Here is a 12,785-nt window from a genome sequence, read left to right on the forward strand (position 1 = left end):
CACACACGCGGCGTAGCACCACGCAACAAGTTATGTTCAACCAAAGCACGTACACAACCTGCTGTTCCTTCCGGACGCAAAGTTAATGATTCAGGTGGGTTTCCTTTATCGAAGAATGTATACATTTCTTTTTCAACGATATCGGTTGCATCACCAATAGCACGTTTAAACAGTCCCGTTTGTTCAACGATCGGCAAACGAATTTGTTGGTAACCATAAGCATCCATTAACGATGCTAAATGCTGCTCGAGACGTCTCCACGCTGCTGTTTGCGTTGGTAAAACGTCATTAAAACCTTTGATTGCGACAATTGAACTCATGATGAACTACGAATAATTTCTTTAGATTTAGCTTCTTCAAGCTCTTGAACACGTTGACGAACCATACTTTCGATTTCATCAACCAATTGATTGGTATCAATTAAATGGCTTTTCTCACCATTGCGATAAACCAGTGAACGAGGCGCAGCCCCAACAACCCCGATATCTGCTTCTTTTGCTTCACCTGGGCCATTTACCTTACAACCAATAACTGAAACATCCATTGGCGTACGTATATCTTCTAGGCGCTCTTCTAAGGCTTGCATCACCTGAATCACGTTAAATTCTTGGCGAGAACAACTTGGACAAGCAATAAAGTTAATACCGTTAGAACGTAGGCCAAGCGATTTCAAGATGTCAAAACCAATCTTGATTTCATCTTCTGGTTCAGCAGCAAGCGAAATACGCATGGTATCGCCAATACCTTCCATCAATAATCCACCAAGAGCAATCGCTGATTTCACAGTACCTGTACGGTAAATACCAGCTTCAGTCACACCAAGGTGCAATGGATTGTCGATTTGCTGAGAAAGCAAACGATAAGCATCCATGGTTAAAAACACATTTGATGCTTTTACGCTGACTTTAAACTCATGGAAATCTAGACGGTCTAAAATATCGATATGACGTAAAGCTGACTCAAGCAGTGCCTGCCCTGTTGGCTCACCATATTTTTTCTGTAAATCTTTTTCTAGAGAACCCGCATTCACACCAATACGCATAGAAATACCGTGATGGCGTGCCGCAGCAACAACTTCACGAACTTTTTGATCTGAACCGATGTTACCCGGGTTAATACGCAAACAGTCTGCACCATAGTCTGCAACTGCCAAGGCAATTCTATGGTCAAAGTGAATATCAGCCACTAATGGAACTGAAACACGTTTGCGGATCGCACCAAAGGCTTCAGCTGCTTCCATAGAAGGAACTGAAACACGCATAATATCTGCACCTGCGTCAACACAACGCTCAATCTGAGCAACAGTTGCATCGACATCGCAAGTTTCGGTATTTGTCATACTTTGCACGCTAATAGGTGCATCGCCACCGACATAGACCGAACCAACACGGATTTTACGTGTTGGTCGACGTTTAATTGGGTTCTCTATCATTGTATCGCTCAACTCATGGTATTAGCGGGATAAACGGAATTCAGCTTTACCGTTTACCGTATATGGAGACAATGAAATCTGTTCTTGGTTTAGACTTAATGACACAGCTGTTGCATCATCAAGACGAATCTGGAATGGAGACTCACCATTTAAGGTTAAAGTCGATGCCTGACGACCCGTCGCTAAAACCTTGCCTGTTGCATCTACAATATGAACAGAAGTTGGACGGTTAAAGTTTAACACCAATTGATCACCCGCTGTTGCAGAGGCACTTCCTTTCATAGGTAAAACTTCAACATTAGACTGATTGGCTTTTGGCACATCAGCTTCTTCTTTGTTTGAAGTCCATTTTTGGACACCCATCACAATCAATGACACGACAGCAATAATCAAAATCGCAAGTAACGCACGCTTTAACCATTTTTTGTTACGATCACTATTAGAACCCGGTAATTTACCCATGATTTTAATTGGTGAGTTGTTTAAAGCATGATTTGGCAAAAGACCTGTATCGTTCGCATAAATTTCATCAAAACGCTGAATAATTGCAGTTGCATCAGCATTTAAATATTTCGCATAAGAACGATAATAACCTTTAATAAAGGTTGCTTCTGGCAAAGATTTATAATCGTCTTGCTCTAACGCACTTAGCGTTTTAAGCGGCATATTTAAATCAGAAGATACTTGCTCTAATTCTTTTTTCTGAGAAACGCGAATTTGACGTAAATACTCACCAGGACGTTGAATATTTCCTAAAGCAGAAGTCGGTAAGCTTGAGCCAGTTGGCTGCTGTGAATTAGGATTTATTTCCATACGGCCTCAGTACTATACTGTAATTGCAAATAACGTTGATATTCTGGACTTTCCGGGAATAAAGCACGTAACTGGTTTACTAAAACTTGCATTCCCATTTTATCCGCATTGGCTCGAGCCACTCTTAAACCAATCCAAAGTGCGCGAGCACCCTGATTTTTCTGCCCCACTGTACGAACGTATTGTTCATACATTTGTGTAGCAGCCGGAATCTGCTGCTGCAAATAAAAAATTTCTGCTAACTCTAACATTGAAATGTAAGAATCGCGGTTAGCAAGGAGTGCTTGTTTGAATGTTTTTTCAGCACTCGCAATATCACCTAATTTTAAATAAATCCGCCCTAGATTTTCTAAGGCTTGATAGCGTTGATCATAACCTAATGTTGCACCAGCAATACGGAATTGCTCAATGGCATCATTATAACGCTCCATTTGGTACAAATACGTACCATAATTATTACGCGCCTGAGCATTATCTGGCTCAGATGAAATTGCACGTTTAAAATAATGTTCTGCTTTTTCTAAATTGGGTTTACTGCCTTCTTGTTGCAATAAAATACCCATCATCATATTTGCCGTTGCATCACGACTATCGACACTTAAAGCTTGGTCAAGGGAACGCTTTGCAGAGTCCAAGTCACCAGAACGAATGTATTCGGCGGCAAGCTGCGTACGCACCTTAACTGCTTTTTCCGGGTCCTTTTTAAGCGTTGGCGAAGACTGACAACCACTGGCCAGACATGCAACAGCAACCCCCATACATAACATGATCTTTAACTTCGGAGTACTCAAAGTCTGCCCTCAACTTTATCCTTGTGTACGTAAAATCTCTTGTCGCTGCGCTACTTTCTTTTGCCACTGCTCAGCACGGCGCGTACGGTCAGCAACTTGACCCACTAACTGTCCACATGCAGCGTCAATATCATCACCACGTGTTTGACGAATCGTACACACAAATCCGGCATCAGACAAAGTTTTTTGGAACGAGATAATACGATTTCGACTTGAGCGACCATATGGTGCATGAGGGAATGGATTAAATGGAATTAAATTAATTTTACTTGGTAAGTTTTTAAGCAACTTAAGTAACTGCTGTGCATGTTCAGGCTGATCATTTACGCCTTCTAACATCACATATTCAATAGTCACATGTTTACGCGCACTTTCATTACCATCTTTGGCAATATAACGCTGACACGCTGCAATCAACTGAGCCAATGGATATTTTTTATTAATAGGTACAAGTTCATTACGTAGTTCATCGTTTGGTGCATGTAAAGAAATTGCTAATGCAACATCAATATCTTGTGCAAGTTGGTCAATTTTCGGAACAACACCAGACGTTGACAAAGTCACGCGACGTTTTGACATGCCATAAGCAAAGTCATCAAGCATAATGTGCATTGAGCTTAATACAGCATCATAGTTGAGTAATGGCTCACCCATACCCATCATCACCACATTAGTTACTGAACGCTCGCGCTCGGCAACAGGCACTTCTTCCATATAAGAATAGTTTGCCATCCAAAGTTGCCCAATAATTTCATCTGGCGTTAAATCGCGCTGAAAACCTTGCTTACCTGTTGAACAAAATGAGCAGTCTAATGCGCAGCCCACTTGTGAAGAAATACATAAGGTTTTGCGTGAACCAGTTTTATCTTCGGCAGGAATTAATACAGTTTCTACTAAAGAGCCAGAACCTTCACCTACGCGAAACACCCATTTACGTGTTCCGTCTTTTGAATAATGACGGTGAACCACTTCAGGAGCTTTAATTTCACAAATTTGTTCAAGCTTTGCGCGCAATTTGCCTGAAATATTGGTCATTTCAGCAAAATCAGTGACAAAATATTGATGAATCCATTTCATAACCTGCCCGGCACGAAACTTTTTCTCACCAATATCTTCAAAGAATTTTTCTAATTGAGCGCGTGACATGCCGAGTAAATTCACTTTTTCGGCAGCAGGCGATGCTGGCGTGGACGAAGATTGCTGCTGTCCATCAAGATTTTCAGATGAAACGACCACTGCAGAACTCATGTGTATTTACCTAAACCATGTCAAAAAAAGAATATATTGTTCAAGAATCAAACAATATGCTCTTGAGAGAATAAAAAAACCAGATAAGTAGTATACCACTTATCTGGTTTGAATGCTTTCGATTAACGAGTGCGTGGGCAGATCTCGTTGTCAGCAAAGAAGTAAGCAATTTCACGCTCTGCAGAAGCAACTGAGTCAGAACCGTGAGCAGCATTTTCGTCGATGCTTACAGCGAAATCAGCACGGATAGTACCAGGAGCCGCTTCTTTAGGGTTTGTAGCACCTAAAATTTCACGGTGAGCAAGAACTGCGTTTTCACCTTCAAGAACAGATACTACAACTGGACCAGAAGTCATGAATGCAACTAAGTCACCAAAGAAACCGCGTTCTTTGTGCTCTGCATAGAAACCTTCAGCATCAGCTTGAGAAAGGTGTTTCATTTTAGTCGCAACAATTTTTAAACCCGCTTTTTCGAAACGAGCAAAAATTTCACCGATGTGGTTTTTAGACACAGCATCTGGCTTTACGATAGACAAAGTACGTTCAATTGCCATGAGTGGCTCCTTTATTTTAAGATTTAAACTTTAAAAAATTTGCCGCATTATACCGATGTCATAGGCAATAATCAGCTTTGAATGTGTAAAAGTTGCGATTTTTTCTACTGTTTTTAGCGAACTTCATCTAACCAAGCCATTTGGATGGCTTCTAGCAATCCTTCAGTTGATTTATTTGGATCATCGCTAAAGTCTGGTAACGCACATACCCATGCATGTAAATCGGTAAAACGAATCCATTGCGGATCAACTTCTGGATGTGCTTCTGACAATTCAATGGCAATATCAATCGTATCTGTCCAACGTAAGCCCATAGCGGCTCCTATCTGTTTAATCTGCTAAATCACGAACTGTGTACTTTAGCAAATCCACAAACGTAATCGATAGCTTAAGCTGATAAAAATTACTGTTCGTTATAAAGCAATGCCCAATAATGGCGCGACAAAAATAATTAGACTTGCTACTGCCGCACCAATAAGTGCGCCTACAATCACATCACTTGGGTAGTGAAGTCCAAGCACCATACGAGACAATGCCACAAGCACCATGAATGGCAACATGGCAGCCAGCAACACAGGCTGGATATAACCCAACACAATTGTCACCATCACTGCATGTAGCGTATGACCTGATGGAAAACTAAAGTGATCAAGTGGTCTCTCCCCAAGCACAATCACCTGATGTACTTGGTAAGGGCGTGGACGCGTGGTTTTATGTTTTAAGAATTTATAAATTGCCGTTCCGACCGAACCGCCAAGTAGCAAATAGATAATTTGCAAACTATAGGTAATACCATGCATTCCCCATACAATTGCCAGCATGAGGTACCAAAATGGCCCATCGCCCGCACGGCTAATAATTTTGAAAAATAAAGCTACACGCTGTGAATGGGAAAAATGATTGAGGTATAAACAGCCTCGTAAATCTAGATCGAGTATTTTTATTTTTGCATTCTTTAATTTCATGGTTGTTCTCCTATTTTAGGATACTTAGGTGAAGTCCACCGAGGGATTCCTTCACTACCTGATAAAATGCCTGTTCTAATTGCTGTACCGGAAGTTGCCAACCGCTTTGCTGTACTTTACGACAGGCTTGTATGCCCATTTCTCTAAGTTGTTGTACGGAAGGGAGTTGATAAATTTGTTGTATAAAATGGTTTTTCTGTCCAAGTGGACTTAACCAGCCGCTTACGTTATGGACTAAATATTGATGTGCACATGCATAATCATACGCGATAACAGGCAAACCGCTTGCCATTGCCTCTAAAACTACGTTACCAAACGTTTCAACCTGACTCGCAAATACAAAGACATCAGCACTTGCATATGCTATTGCTAAATCTTGTCCACGCAAACTACCTGTAAAAATGACATTTCTCGCTTCAGGTAATGCTTTTAATCGAGCAAGATCTGGGCCATCTCCTACCACCACAAGTTTAGTTTTATGTTGCTGCATATTTTGCATAGCTGCATAGCTTTCAACAATCAATTGAACTTCTTTTTCTGGTGATAAACGCCCTACATACAGCATGACACGAGTATCGGCATCGGCACCCCATTGCTGGCGTAAGCTTTCTGAACGATGTTTTGGTGAAAAGCGTGTGGTATCGACCCCTCGTCCCACCACAACCAGTGGACAGGTAATACCAAAACCACGTAAAGCTTCTTCGGTATCTTTACTTGGCACACAAGTCACTTGAGTATTGTTATGAAACCAGCAAAGATATTTTTGAATTGGCTTAACTAAAAAAGCCAAATCAAAGAATCGGCTAAAATCTTGAAATGGTGAATGAAAGCCACTAGAGACCGGAATATCTTTTGCTTTTGCAGCTTGCATGGCAGTTAAGCCTAACGGTCCTTCCGTCACGATGTGCACAACATCTGGCGCAAATTTTTCAAAAGCTTTTGAAACTTTTAAATATTGAGGCCAACCAAATTGCAGAGTTGGATATTTAGGAATAGCCTGTGACATAACGAGACATTCTTGCTCTGGTAGAAAATCATGACACTTGGCTTTTTGTTCTGGGCGAACCAGTAGAATTTTATGACCTTGTTTTTGCAAACCTTGACATAACTGTAATAACGAAAGTGCTACCCCATTAATTTCTGGTGGCCATGTCTCTGTCACAATCGCAATTTTTAAACGAGGCCGAACCAACCCGTGAAGTTGGTGCAATTCCTGAGTATTAGACAACTGCTGTTTTTGTTTAAAATAGAAGTGGAAGCTTTCAGGGAGTTGCTGTTGTTTTAATAGTGCTGTCGCGTATGAGCCTTGCATAGCGCCATCCATCAATGTATTTATTTTCATGCTTAAAGATTAAGCAGCTTTCTTGACACTTTGATGATAAATGCATGACAGTTTACTGACATGAAAAATTAAAAAAGCACGCTGAGAACAGCGTGCTTTTTGATAAACAGACAAAAACTTAACGGTTCTGCAATTTTGCATAATCCATAAGTACATTTGCTGCTTCATTCACAAATGTTTCTTCTTCTGGCAATGCAGGACGTTGGTTGGCTTTCATTTTAGCACGAGATTCAGCCAATGCATCTAAGGAAGCCTGATAGCTTTCCCAGTTAGCAAAAGGTTTTTGACCTGTCGCTACACGGCGTTCATTTTCAGCATCTAAAGTTTGCTTTTCTAAACTCAGAAGCTCTGCGCGGCGCTTATCAATATCAAGAACAACTTGTTTCTGATCGCTAGTCACCTTTGCGATTGCCGTACGTTTATTTAAATATTTAAACTGCGGATCGACTGCTACACGTTGCTCTGAAAGTTGAGACAACTTCGCCACATATGGCTGAACAGAACCTTCACGTTTAAATGGTGCAGTTGGAATCGTATCCCACTTTAACGCATTTTTCGATTTACGCTCACCAAACTCTTCGTTATAAATATCAACAAGTTTAATGTCTGGCACTACACCTTTGTTTTGCGTACTACCACCGGTAACACGGTAGAATTTACGCTGAGTTAAGGTTGCTTGACCATATGCCAAAGTATCAAGTTGGACCTGAGCTGTACCTTTACCTGTGGTTGTACTACCAATGATAATGCCACGCTCATAATCTTGAATTGCAGCAGAGTAAATCTCACTTGCAGATGCCGATGCTAAGTTCACCAATACAGCGAGTGGACCTGTATAGATTTGCTGACCACCATCGTTGTCTTCAAATACACTTACATTGCCATTGCCGTCACGAATTTGCACAACCGGACCTGATTTAATTACCTGTCCAAGCATACGTGCAACTTCTTCTAATGAACCACCTGGGTCATTACGCAAGTCAATAATAATACCTTCTACTTTCTTAGCTTTTAAAGCCTCAAACGCATTTGCAGTGTCTTCAGAAACTGAACGATATTGCTGACCAGCACGACGTGAACGATAGTCGAAATAGAAAGATGGAATTTCAATGACACCTAATAGATGTTTTTTACCATCACGTGTTACTTCAACTGTACGTGAACGGACGCCCGCATCTTCTTCTTGAATGACATCACGCACCAAGGTCACATTGCGTGCCTGACTCATTGACGCACCAGCACCAAGAAGTTTCAGCGTTACTTTTGTGCCACGCTTACCACGGATCAACCCAACAATTTCTGAACTCGACCAGCCGACCACATCAATCATTTTACCGCCCTCTTGAGCGACACCAACGATTCGGTCTCCTGATTTCACTTGACCGGACTTACTTGCCGGGCCACCTTCTACAATGGTTTCAATCTTGGTGTAATCTTCATTGCCACGCTCTGGACGAATCGATACCCCAATACCTTCAAGTTGTAAGGTCGTTTGGCGGTTCAGTTCTATCGCATCAATTGGCGGATAATAGTTACTATGTGGATCATAAGTCGCCAACATTGCATTTAATGTTTTATCTAAAACATCGTCGCTTTTCACACGGCTAATTCTTTCAAGCTGACGTGTATAACGCTTGGTCAAAGTCTGAGCCGGTGTTAAATCTTCTGGGCCTGTTAAGTCTTGACCATCAGCAAGTGATGGATTTTCTTTTAATGCCTTTTGTTTCGCCTGCTCTTCTTCACGGCTAATCGTTAAATTAATTAACTGCGAAACTAACATTTTACGCCAGTGATTTTGCTGCTCAGCCGATGTTTTAAAATACGGTGCTTTTTCGCGATCTACTTCAATAAAAGTATTTGGCTGTTTTAAATTTTGTGGTTTCTTTAACTCAGCAAGCATGAACTCATAAAATTGTTTTAAGCGTTCACGATATTGCTGGTGAATAGCAAACGGTCCAGTTAAATTCCCCGCTTTTAATGAAGCACCAAAATTTGAACCATAGAGCTTTTTATAATTTTGAACTTCAGCGTCTAAAAATAATGAATGGTCTGGATCAAGACTATCTAAATACATATCGAGAATACGGTTAGATGTATTCGCATCCAAACGCATATTTAAATAATGTTGGCGATCAACTAAAGTTGCCAGTTGACGAGCCACCAAGGCCTGCTCTTGCGTTGGCTGGATCGATTGAGAAACAGCAGCTGTATTGGTTGCTGCTCTTGCTTCGTTCATCGTATGAGAGAAGAATAAACCGCCAGTCGCGATTGCTACTGCACAAGCTATAGTTTGAAGTTTCATAAATTCTTAATACTTCCTTGGGTGTTCGTATCTTACACGCTCTGTTTTCGATATGAACTAAGCAGATTCAACATCTTAACCAACTAAATTGTTTATACCGTGTAGTTTTATCATATTCTGTACTGACAAAATGTAGCAAATCATTGCAAAATTCGCTTATTGTTTTTCAATCAAAATTCAAATGGAACCAATATGATTGGCGCGTTGATGCTGGACATTGCCGGCACAGAACTTACTAAAGAAGATATTGAACTATTACAAGCTCCGCAAGTCGGTGGCATGATTTTATTTGCACGAAATATTGAATCACCACAACAAGTCCGTGCTTTAACCGACCATATGCGCCAAGTTCGCCCAGATATTTTAATTGCTGTCGACCAAGAAGGTGGCCGTGTTCAACGTTTAAAATCTGGCTTTACGCTATTGCCAGCCATGGGCCGCTTTGGCGAACTCTATATTACTCAACCACAAAAGGCTCTAGAACTGGCTGAACAGTGTGGCTGGTTAATGGCAACTGAAGTGTTAGCTGTGGGGATCGATTTTAGTTTTGCACCGGTTCTAGACCTCAATGCGATTAGTGATGTGATTGGTGACCGTGGCTTCTCTAAAAATATTGAAGATATTGCTCCTCTTGCTGGTGCATTTATGCGCGGTATGAAAAAAGCCGGCATGGCAAATACTGGTAAGCACTTCCCGGGTCACGGTTCGGTCAAAGCCGATTCACATGTCGCAGCCGCAATTGACAGCCGTAGCTATGACGAAATTTACAACCATGATATGCAAAGCTTCATTAAGCTTATGCCTGAGCTCGATGCGCTCATGCCGGCACATGTAATTTACGACAAGGTTGACCCAAATCCGGCAGGTTTCTCACCTTTCTGGATTCAAGAAGTCCTTCGTAATCGCTTGAAGTTTAATGGCGTACTTTTCTCTGATGACTTAAGCATGCAAGCTGCTTGTGTCGCTGGTGGTGCAGATGCGCGTATTCAAGCAGCTCTGGCAGCTGGTTGTGATATGGGACTAGTGTGTAATGACCGTAGTGCAGCATGTACAGCACTCGATGGTATTGCAAACTTAGCGCTACCAAATCAAGAGCGTTTAGAACGTATGCGTGGTCGAATTCCACAAATCCAAGTTGGTGAAATTTTATCACTTGGAAATGAATGGCAAGCTGTCAAAACAGCCATTGAAGAGTTTAAGAATTCGATTTAAGTTAGTAAAAATTTTAATTGGCTACAAAAACCTATTCACTATCTGATACGCGGTTAAGTCATACGCAACCTGCTCATCTGCTGAAGGATATTGATTGCTTCAATATATTTGATAGATGCAGAAAGTGAACAGGTTTTGCGTATGACAATGGTTTTGGTTACTTTTCCCGAAAGAAAAGTAACTCCAACTGAAAGTTCATCCCAGAATGCCAACCTAATTGACAGGACTCCGTCATGCAGGTTCATTCACCATCAATGCATTAGAACCTCTTCATTGTTATTAATAATGAAGATCACACAAAAACAATAAATCGAGTTCAGGACGAATGACACAACACCTTTCAAAACACCGCCACATTTCTTTTACAGCCCACTATACAGGCTATATCTGGTATCAAATGGGGATCTCACACGAAGCACTTGCTACGAGTAAAGGCAAATCTTTGGCATATTTAGTTCACCCATTAGAATCTTGGGCAGAGAATTATGTCGGTGGCAGTATGCGCACGACACTTAAACAGCGCCATACTATGCTTGATCATGATTTAGAGAAGTTAATTCAAGAAAATCCTGATTTACAGGTGCTTGAAATCGCTTGTGGTTTATCACCACGTGGTTGGTGGTTTAGGCAGCATTATCCTTCTATTAGCTATCGAGAGCTTGATTTGCCCGATATGGCTCAAACAAAACAAAATGCACTAAAACAAATTGAAAAAAATGCACCTGAAATTTTATCGGTTGATTTATTTACTGAGGCTTTCGCACAAGCATTTGAAGTGTTTGACCCTAGCCGTCCACTAGTTGTAATCAGTGAAGGTTTAATTAACTATTTTGATAAAGACTTATTAAAGCAACTGATCCAATCCATTGCCCACTATGGTGCTTCTTTTAAAAAGCTTCATTATTTAACCGACCTGTATCCTGAACCCGTTAAGAATAAACTCGCAAGTATTATCTGGAACAGCAGTAAATTACTTAAACTTATGTCCCGAAGCTCATTTAGTTTTCATTTTAAGACTCCACTAGAAGTGAAAGACTTTTTTAAAGATGCTGGCTTTAATCAAGTTAACGTTGAACAACCGCAAATATTCTTCGGACAAGTTACTAAAGAGAGCGATGAAGAACATTTAGGTGACTTAGTCTGGACTATTCATGCTCAATTGAAATAAAAAAAGAAGTCTCAATATTTTTGGGACTTCTTTTTTATAAAAAATTAAACTTTATGCTGCTTGCTTTTGGCGGGCAATAAAACGACTTAAACGGTCAGCAAGTTCGAAACTGCCATGTTTAAATAAAGCACGGATTCCTTGTTCAGTAGCTTCAAAGATTAAACATTCAATCGAAAAAGCACCCTCTTCATCTTCTAAATATAGTGCCAGATCCCGTGGATGTTCATTTACAAAGTCGAGCTGTTTCACATCATCTAACTTCAAATACATTCCAAAGAAAGTCACATCCACAATCGTTACTGGGACTTCTGATTTACATTCACGGTGGCTTAGTTTGGTTTTAGGCTGCAGAACTGGTATACGCTCTTCACCTCGACGTTCCATACTTTGCATTTGTTCCCGCGTCATTGGAATAATGCCATCCAGATTTTGGATAGATTCACCTTTCAAAAATGAAGTGAACAAACTCATAGTTTCTTTACGGCGCTGAAGCTGTGGCACATGATCTGCGTTAGCAATCAGAGCAAATTCCATATCCGGACATTGCAAAGCAAAATTGGCATTTTCATGAGGCAAAGTAAAACTATCGTACTGCCCTGCTGCGACCAGTGTTTTACACTGTGGAATCGGTACATCTGTTAAGCGTAAAAGTCGATTACAGTTAATGTAATAACGTTCACGCTCGGTCACCGTAAACTCAGCCATTTGCCTAAAAAATAATTTTTTAGCTGTCGGTGACATACGTGTTTTATCTAATTTGGCATGATTCACCAAATATAGAATCACCGCTTGTCCAAACTCTTCCATACGGTTTTCTTGCATGAGTTTGAGTGATTCTTCCAAAATCATCCGCCAACTTTTACGGGTCTTTTGCATGACACCCATTAAAATCATACGGTCCATTAAATCTGGACGGTGATAAGCAAAACAAGAAGCAACAACTGAACCCAACGACATT

The 12,785-nt window shown here is 40.8% G+C and carries 12 protein-coding genes and 1 pseudogene; 2 read left to right on the forward strand and 11 right to left on the reverse strand.

Annotated features, from left to right (window positions below; genetic code table 11):
- The 10 genes and pseudogenes from J582_RS22990 to J582_RS23035 all read right to left on the reverse strand — a co-directional run.
- Window positions 1-320 (reverse strand): ATP phosphoribosyltransferase regulatory subunit (locus J582_RS22990; RefSeq protein ID WP_032048673.1); only part of this gene is annotated, 320 nt, incomplete at its 3' end.
- Window positions 317-1,432, reverse strand: a complete 1,116-nt coding sequence (ispG, locus tag J582_RS22995) for a flavodoxin-dependent (E)-4-hydroxy-3-methylbut-2-enyl-diphosphate synthase (RefSeq protein ID WP_031982309.1) — start codon at window positions 1,430-1,432, stop codon at window positions 317-319. The genes J582_RS22990 and ispG, both read right to left, overlap by 4 nt.
- A gap of 21 nt (window positions 1,433-1,453) precedes the next feature.
- The gene (locus J582_RS23000; protein WP_002053491.1) at window positions 1,454-2,245 is read right to left on the reverse strand and encodes a helix-turn-helix domain-containing protein; all 792 of its coding nucleotides are present in this window, start codon (window positions 2,243-2,245) and stop codon (window positions 1,454-1,456) included.
- On the reverse strand, window positions 2,236-3,012 hold the full coding sequence (gene pilW / locus J582_RS23005; RefSeq protein ID WP_308646142.1) for a type IV pilus biogenesis/stability protein PilW: 777 nt from the start codon (window positions 3,010-3,012) through the stop codon (window positions 2,236-2,238). The genes J582_RS23000 and pilW overlap by 10 nt, the downstream gene beginning before the upstream one ends.
- A gap of 39 nt (window positions 3,013-3,051) precedes the next feature.
- Entirely contained in the window at window positions 3,052-4,284 is a 1,233-nt protein-coding gene (gene rlmN / locus J582_RS23010; RefSeq protein WP_002053401.1) for a 23S rRNA (adenine(2503)-C(2))-methyltransferase RlmN, read from the reverse strand.
- Between the two features lie 122 nt (window positions 4,285-4,406).
- Window positions 4,407-4,838: a nucleoside-diphosphate kinase gene (gene ndk, locus J582_RS23015; protein WP_000963851.1), complete on the reverse strand. Its 432-nt coding sequence runs from the start codon at window positions 4,836-4,838 to the stop codon at window positions 4,407-4,409.
- Window positions 4,839-4,951: 113 nt separating this feature from the next.
- A complete protein-coding gene (gene iscX, locus J582_RS23020) occupies window positions 4,952-5,152 on the reverse strand; it encodes a Fe-S cluster assembly protein IscX (protein ID WP_000524329.1) in 201 nt (66 codons plus the stop codon).
- Between the two features lie 99 nt (window positions 5,153-5,251).
- Window positions 5,252-5,803 (reverse strand): phosphatase PAP2 family protein, encoded by a 552-nt coding sequence (locus J582_RS23025; RefSeq protein WP_004710660.1) that lies wholly within the window; start codon window positions 5,801-5,803, stop codon window positions 5,252-5,254.
- Window positions 5,804-5,827: 24 nt separating this feature from the next.
- Window positions 5,828-7,127 (reverse strand): annotated as a pseudogene (locus tag J582_RS23030) (glycosyltransferase family 4 protein).
- A gap of 136 nt (window positions 7,128-7,263) precedes the next feature.
- Window positions 7,264-9,447, reverse strand: coding sequence for a carboxy terminal-processing peptidase (locus J582_RS23035; RefSeq protein WP_004710662.1), 2,184 nt, complete (start codon window positions 9,445-9,447; stop codon window positions 7,264-7,266).
- A gap of 192 nt (window positions 9,448-9,639) precedes the next feature.
- Here J582_RS23035 and nagZ point away from each other — a divergent pair, with 192 nt between their 5' ends.
- Both nagZ and J582_RS23045 read left to right on the forward strand, forming a co-directional pair.
- Window positions 9,640-10,659 (forward strand): beta-N-acetylhexosaminidase, encoded by a 1,020-nt coding sequence (gene nagZ, locus J582_RS23040; RefSeq protein ID WP_031982307.1) that lies wholly within the window; start codon window positions 9,640-9,642, stop codon window positions 10,657-10,659.
- A gap of 325 nt (window positions 10,660-10,984) precedes the next feature.
- Window positions 10,985-11,827: a class I SAM-dependent methyltransferase gene (locus J582_RS23045; RefSeq protein WP_032048674.1), complete on the forward strand. Its 843-nt coding sequence runs from the start codon at window positions 10,985-10,987 to the stop codon at window positions 11,825-11,827.
- A 51-nt stretch (window positions 11,828-11,878) separates the two neighbouring features.
- Here the strand turns inward: J582_RS23045 and J582_RS23050 are convergent.
- Window positions 11,879-12,785: alpha/beta fold hydrolase (locus J582_RS23050; protein WP_032048675.1), on the reverse strand; the 907-nt coding region annotated here is incomplete at its 5' end.

It is taken from the genome of Acinetobacter sp. 1566109, assembly GCF_000582255.1.
In the GTDB taxonomy this organism is placed as follows: Bacteria; Pseudomonadota; Gammaproteobacteria; order Pseudomonadales; family Moraxellaceae; genus Acinetobacter; species Acinetobacter nosocomialis.

Excerpts from the sequence above, each read along its gene's own strand:
- nagZ (WP_031982307.1), top strand. The coding sequence starts at position 9,640 with ATGATTGGCGCGTTGATGCTGGACATTGCCGGCACAGAACTTACTAAA.
- iscX (WP_000524329.1), bottom strand. The coding sequence starts at position 5,152 with ATGGGCTTACGTTGGACAGATACGATTGATATTGCCATTGAATTGTCA.
- pilW (WP_308646142.1), bottom strand. The coding sequence starts at position 3,012 with ATGTTATGTATGGGGGTTGCTGTTGCATGTCTGGCCAGTGGTTGTCAG.
- rlmN (WP_002053401.1), bottom strand. The coding sequence starts at position 4,284 with ATGAGTTCTGCAGTGGTCGTTTCATCTGAAAATCTTGATGGACAGCAG.
- ispG (WP_031982309.1), bottom strand. The coding sequence starts at position 1,432 with ATGATAGAGAACCCAATTAAACGTCGACCAACACGTAAAATCCGTGTT.
- ndk (WP_000963851.1), bottom strand. The coding sequence starts at position 4,838 with ATGGCAATTGAACGTACTTTGTCTATCGTAAAGCCAGATGCTGTGTCT.
- J582_RS23025 (WP_004710660.1), bottom strand. The coding sequence starts at position 5,803 with ATGAAATTAAAGAATGCAAAAATAAAAATACTCGATCTAGATTTACGA.
- J582_RS23000 (WP_002053491.1), bottom strand. The coding sequence starts at position 2,245 with ATGGAAATAAATCCTAATTCACAGCAGCCAACTGGCTCAAGCTTACCG.
- J582_RS23035 (WP_004710662.1), bottom strand. The coding sequence starts at position 9,447 with ATGAAACTTCAAACTATAGCTTGTGCAGTAGCAATCGCGACTGGCGGT.
- J582_RS23045 (WP_032048674.1), top strand. The coding sequence starts at position 10,985 with ATGACACAACACCTTTCAAAACACCGCCACATTTCTTTTACAGCCCAC.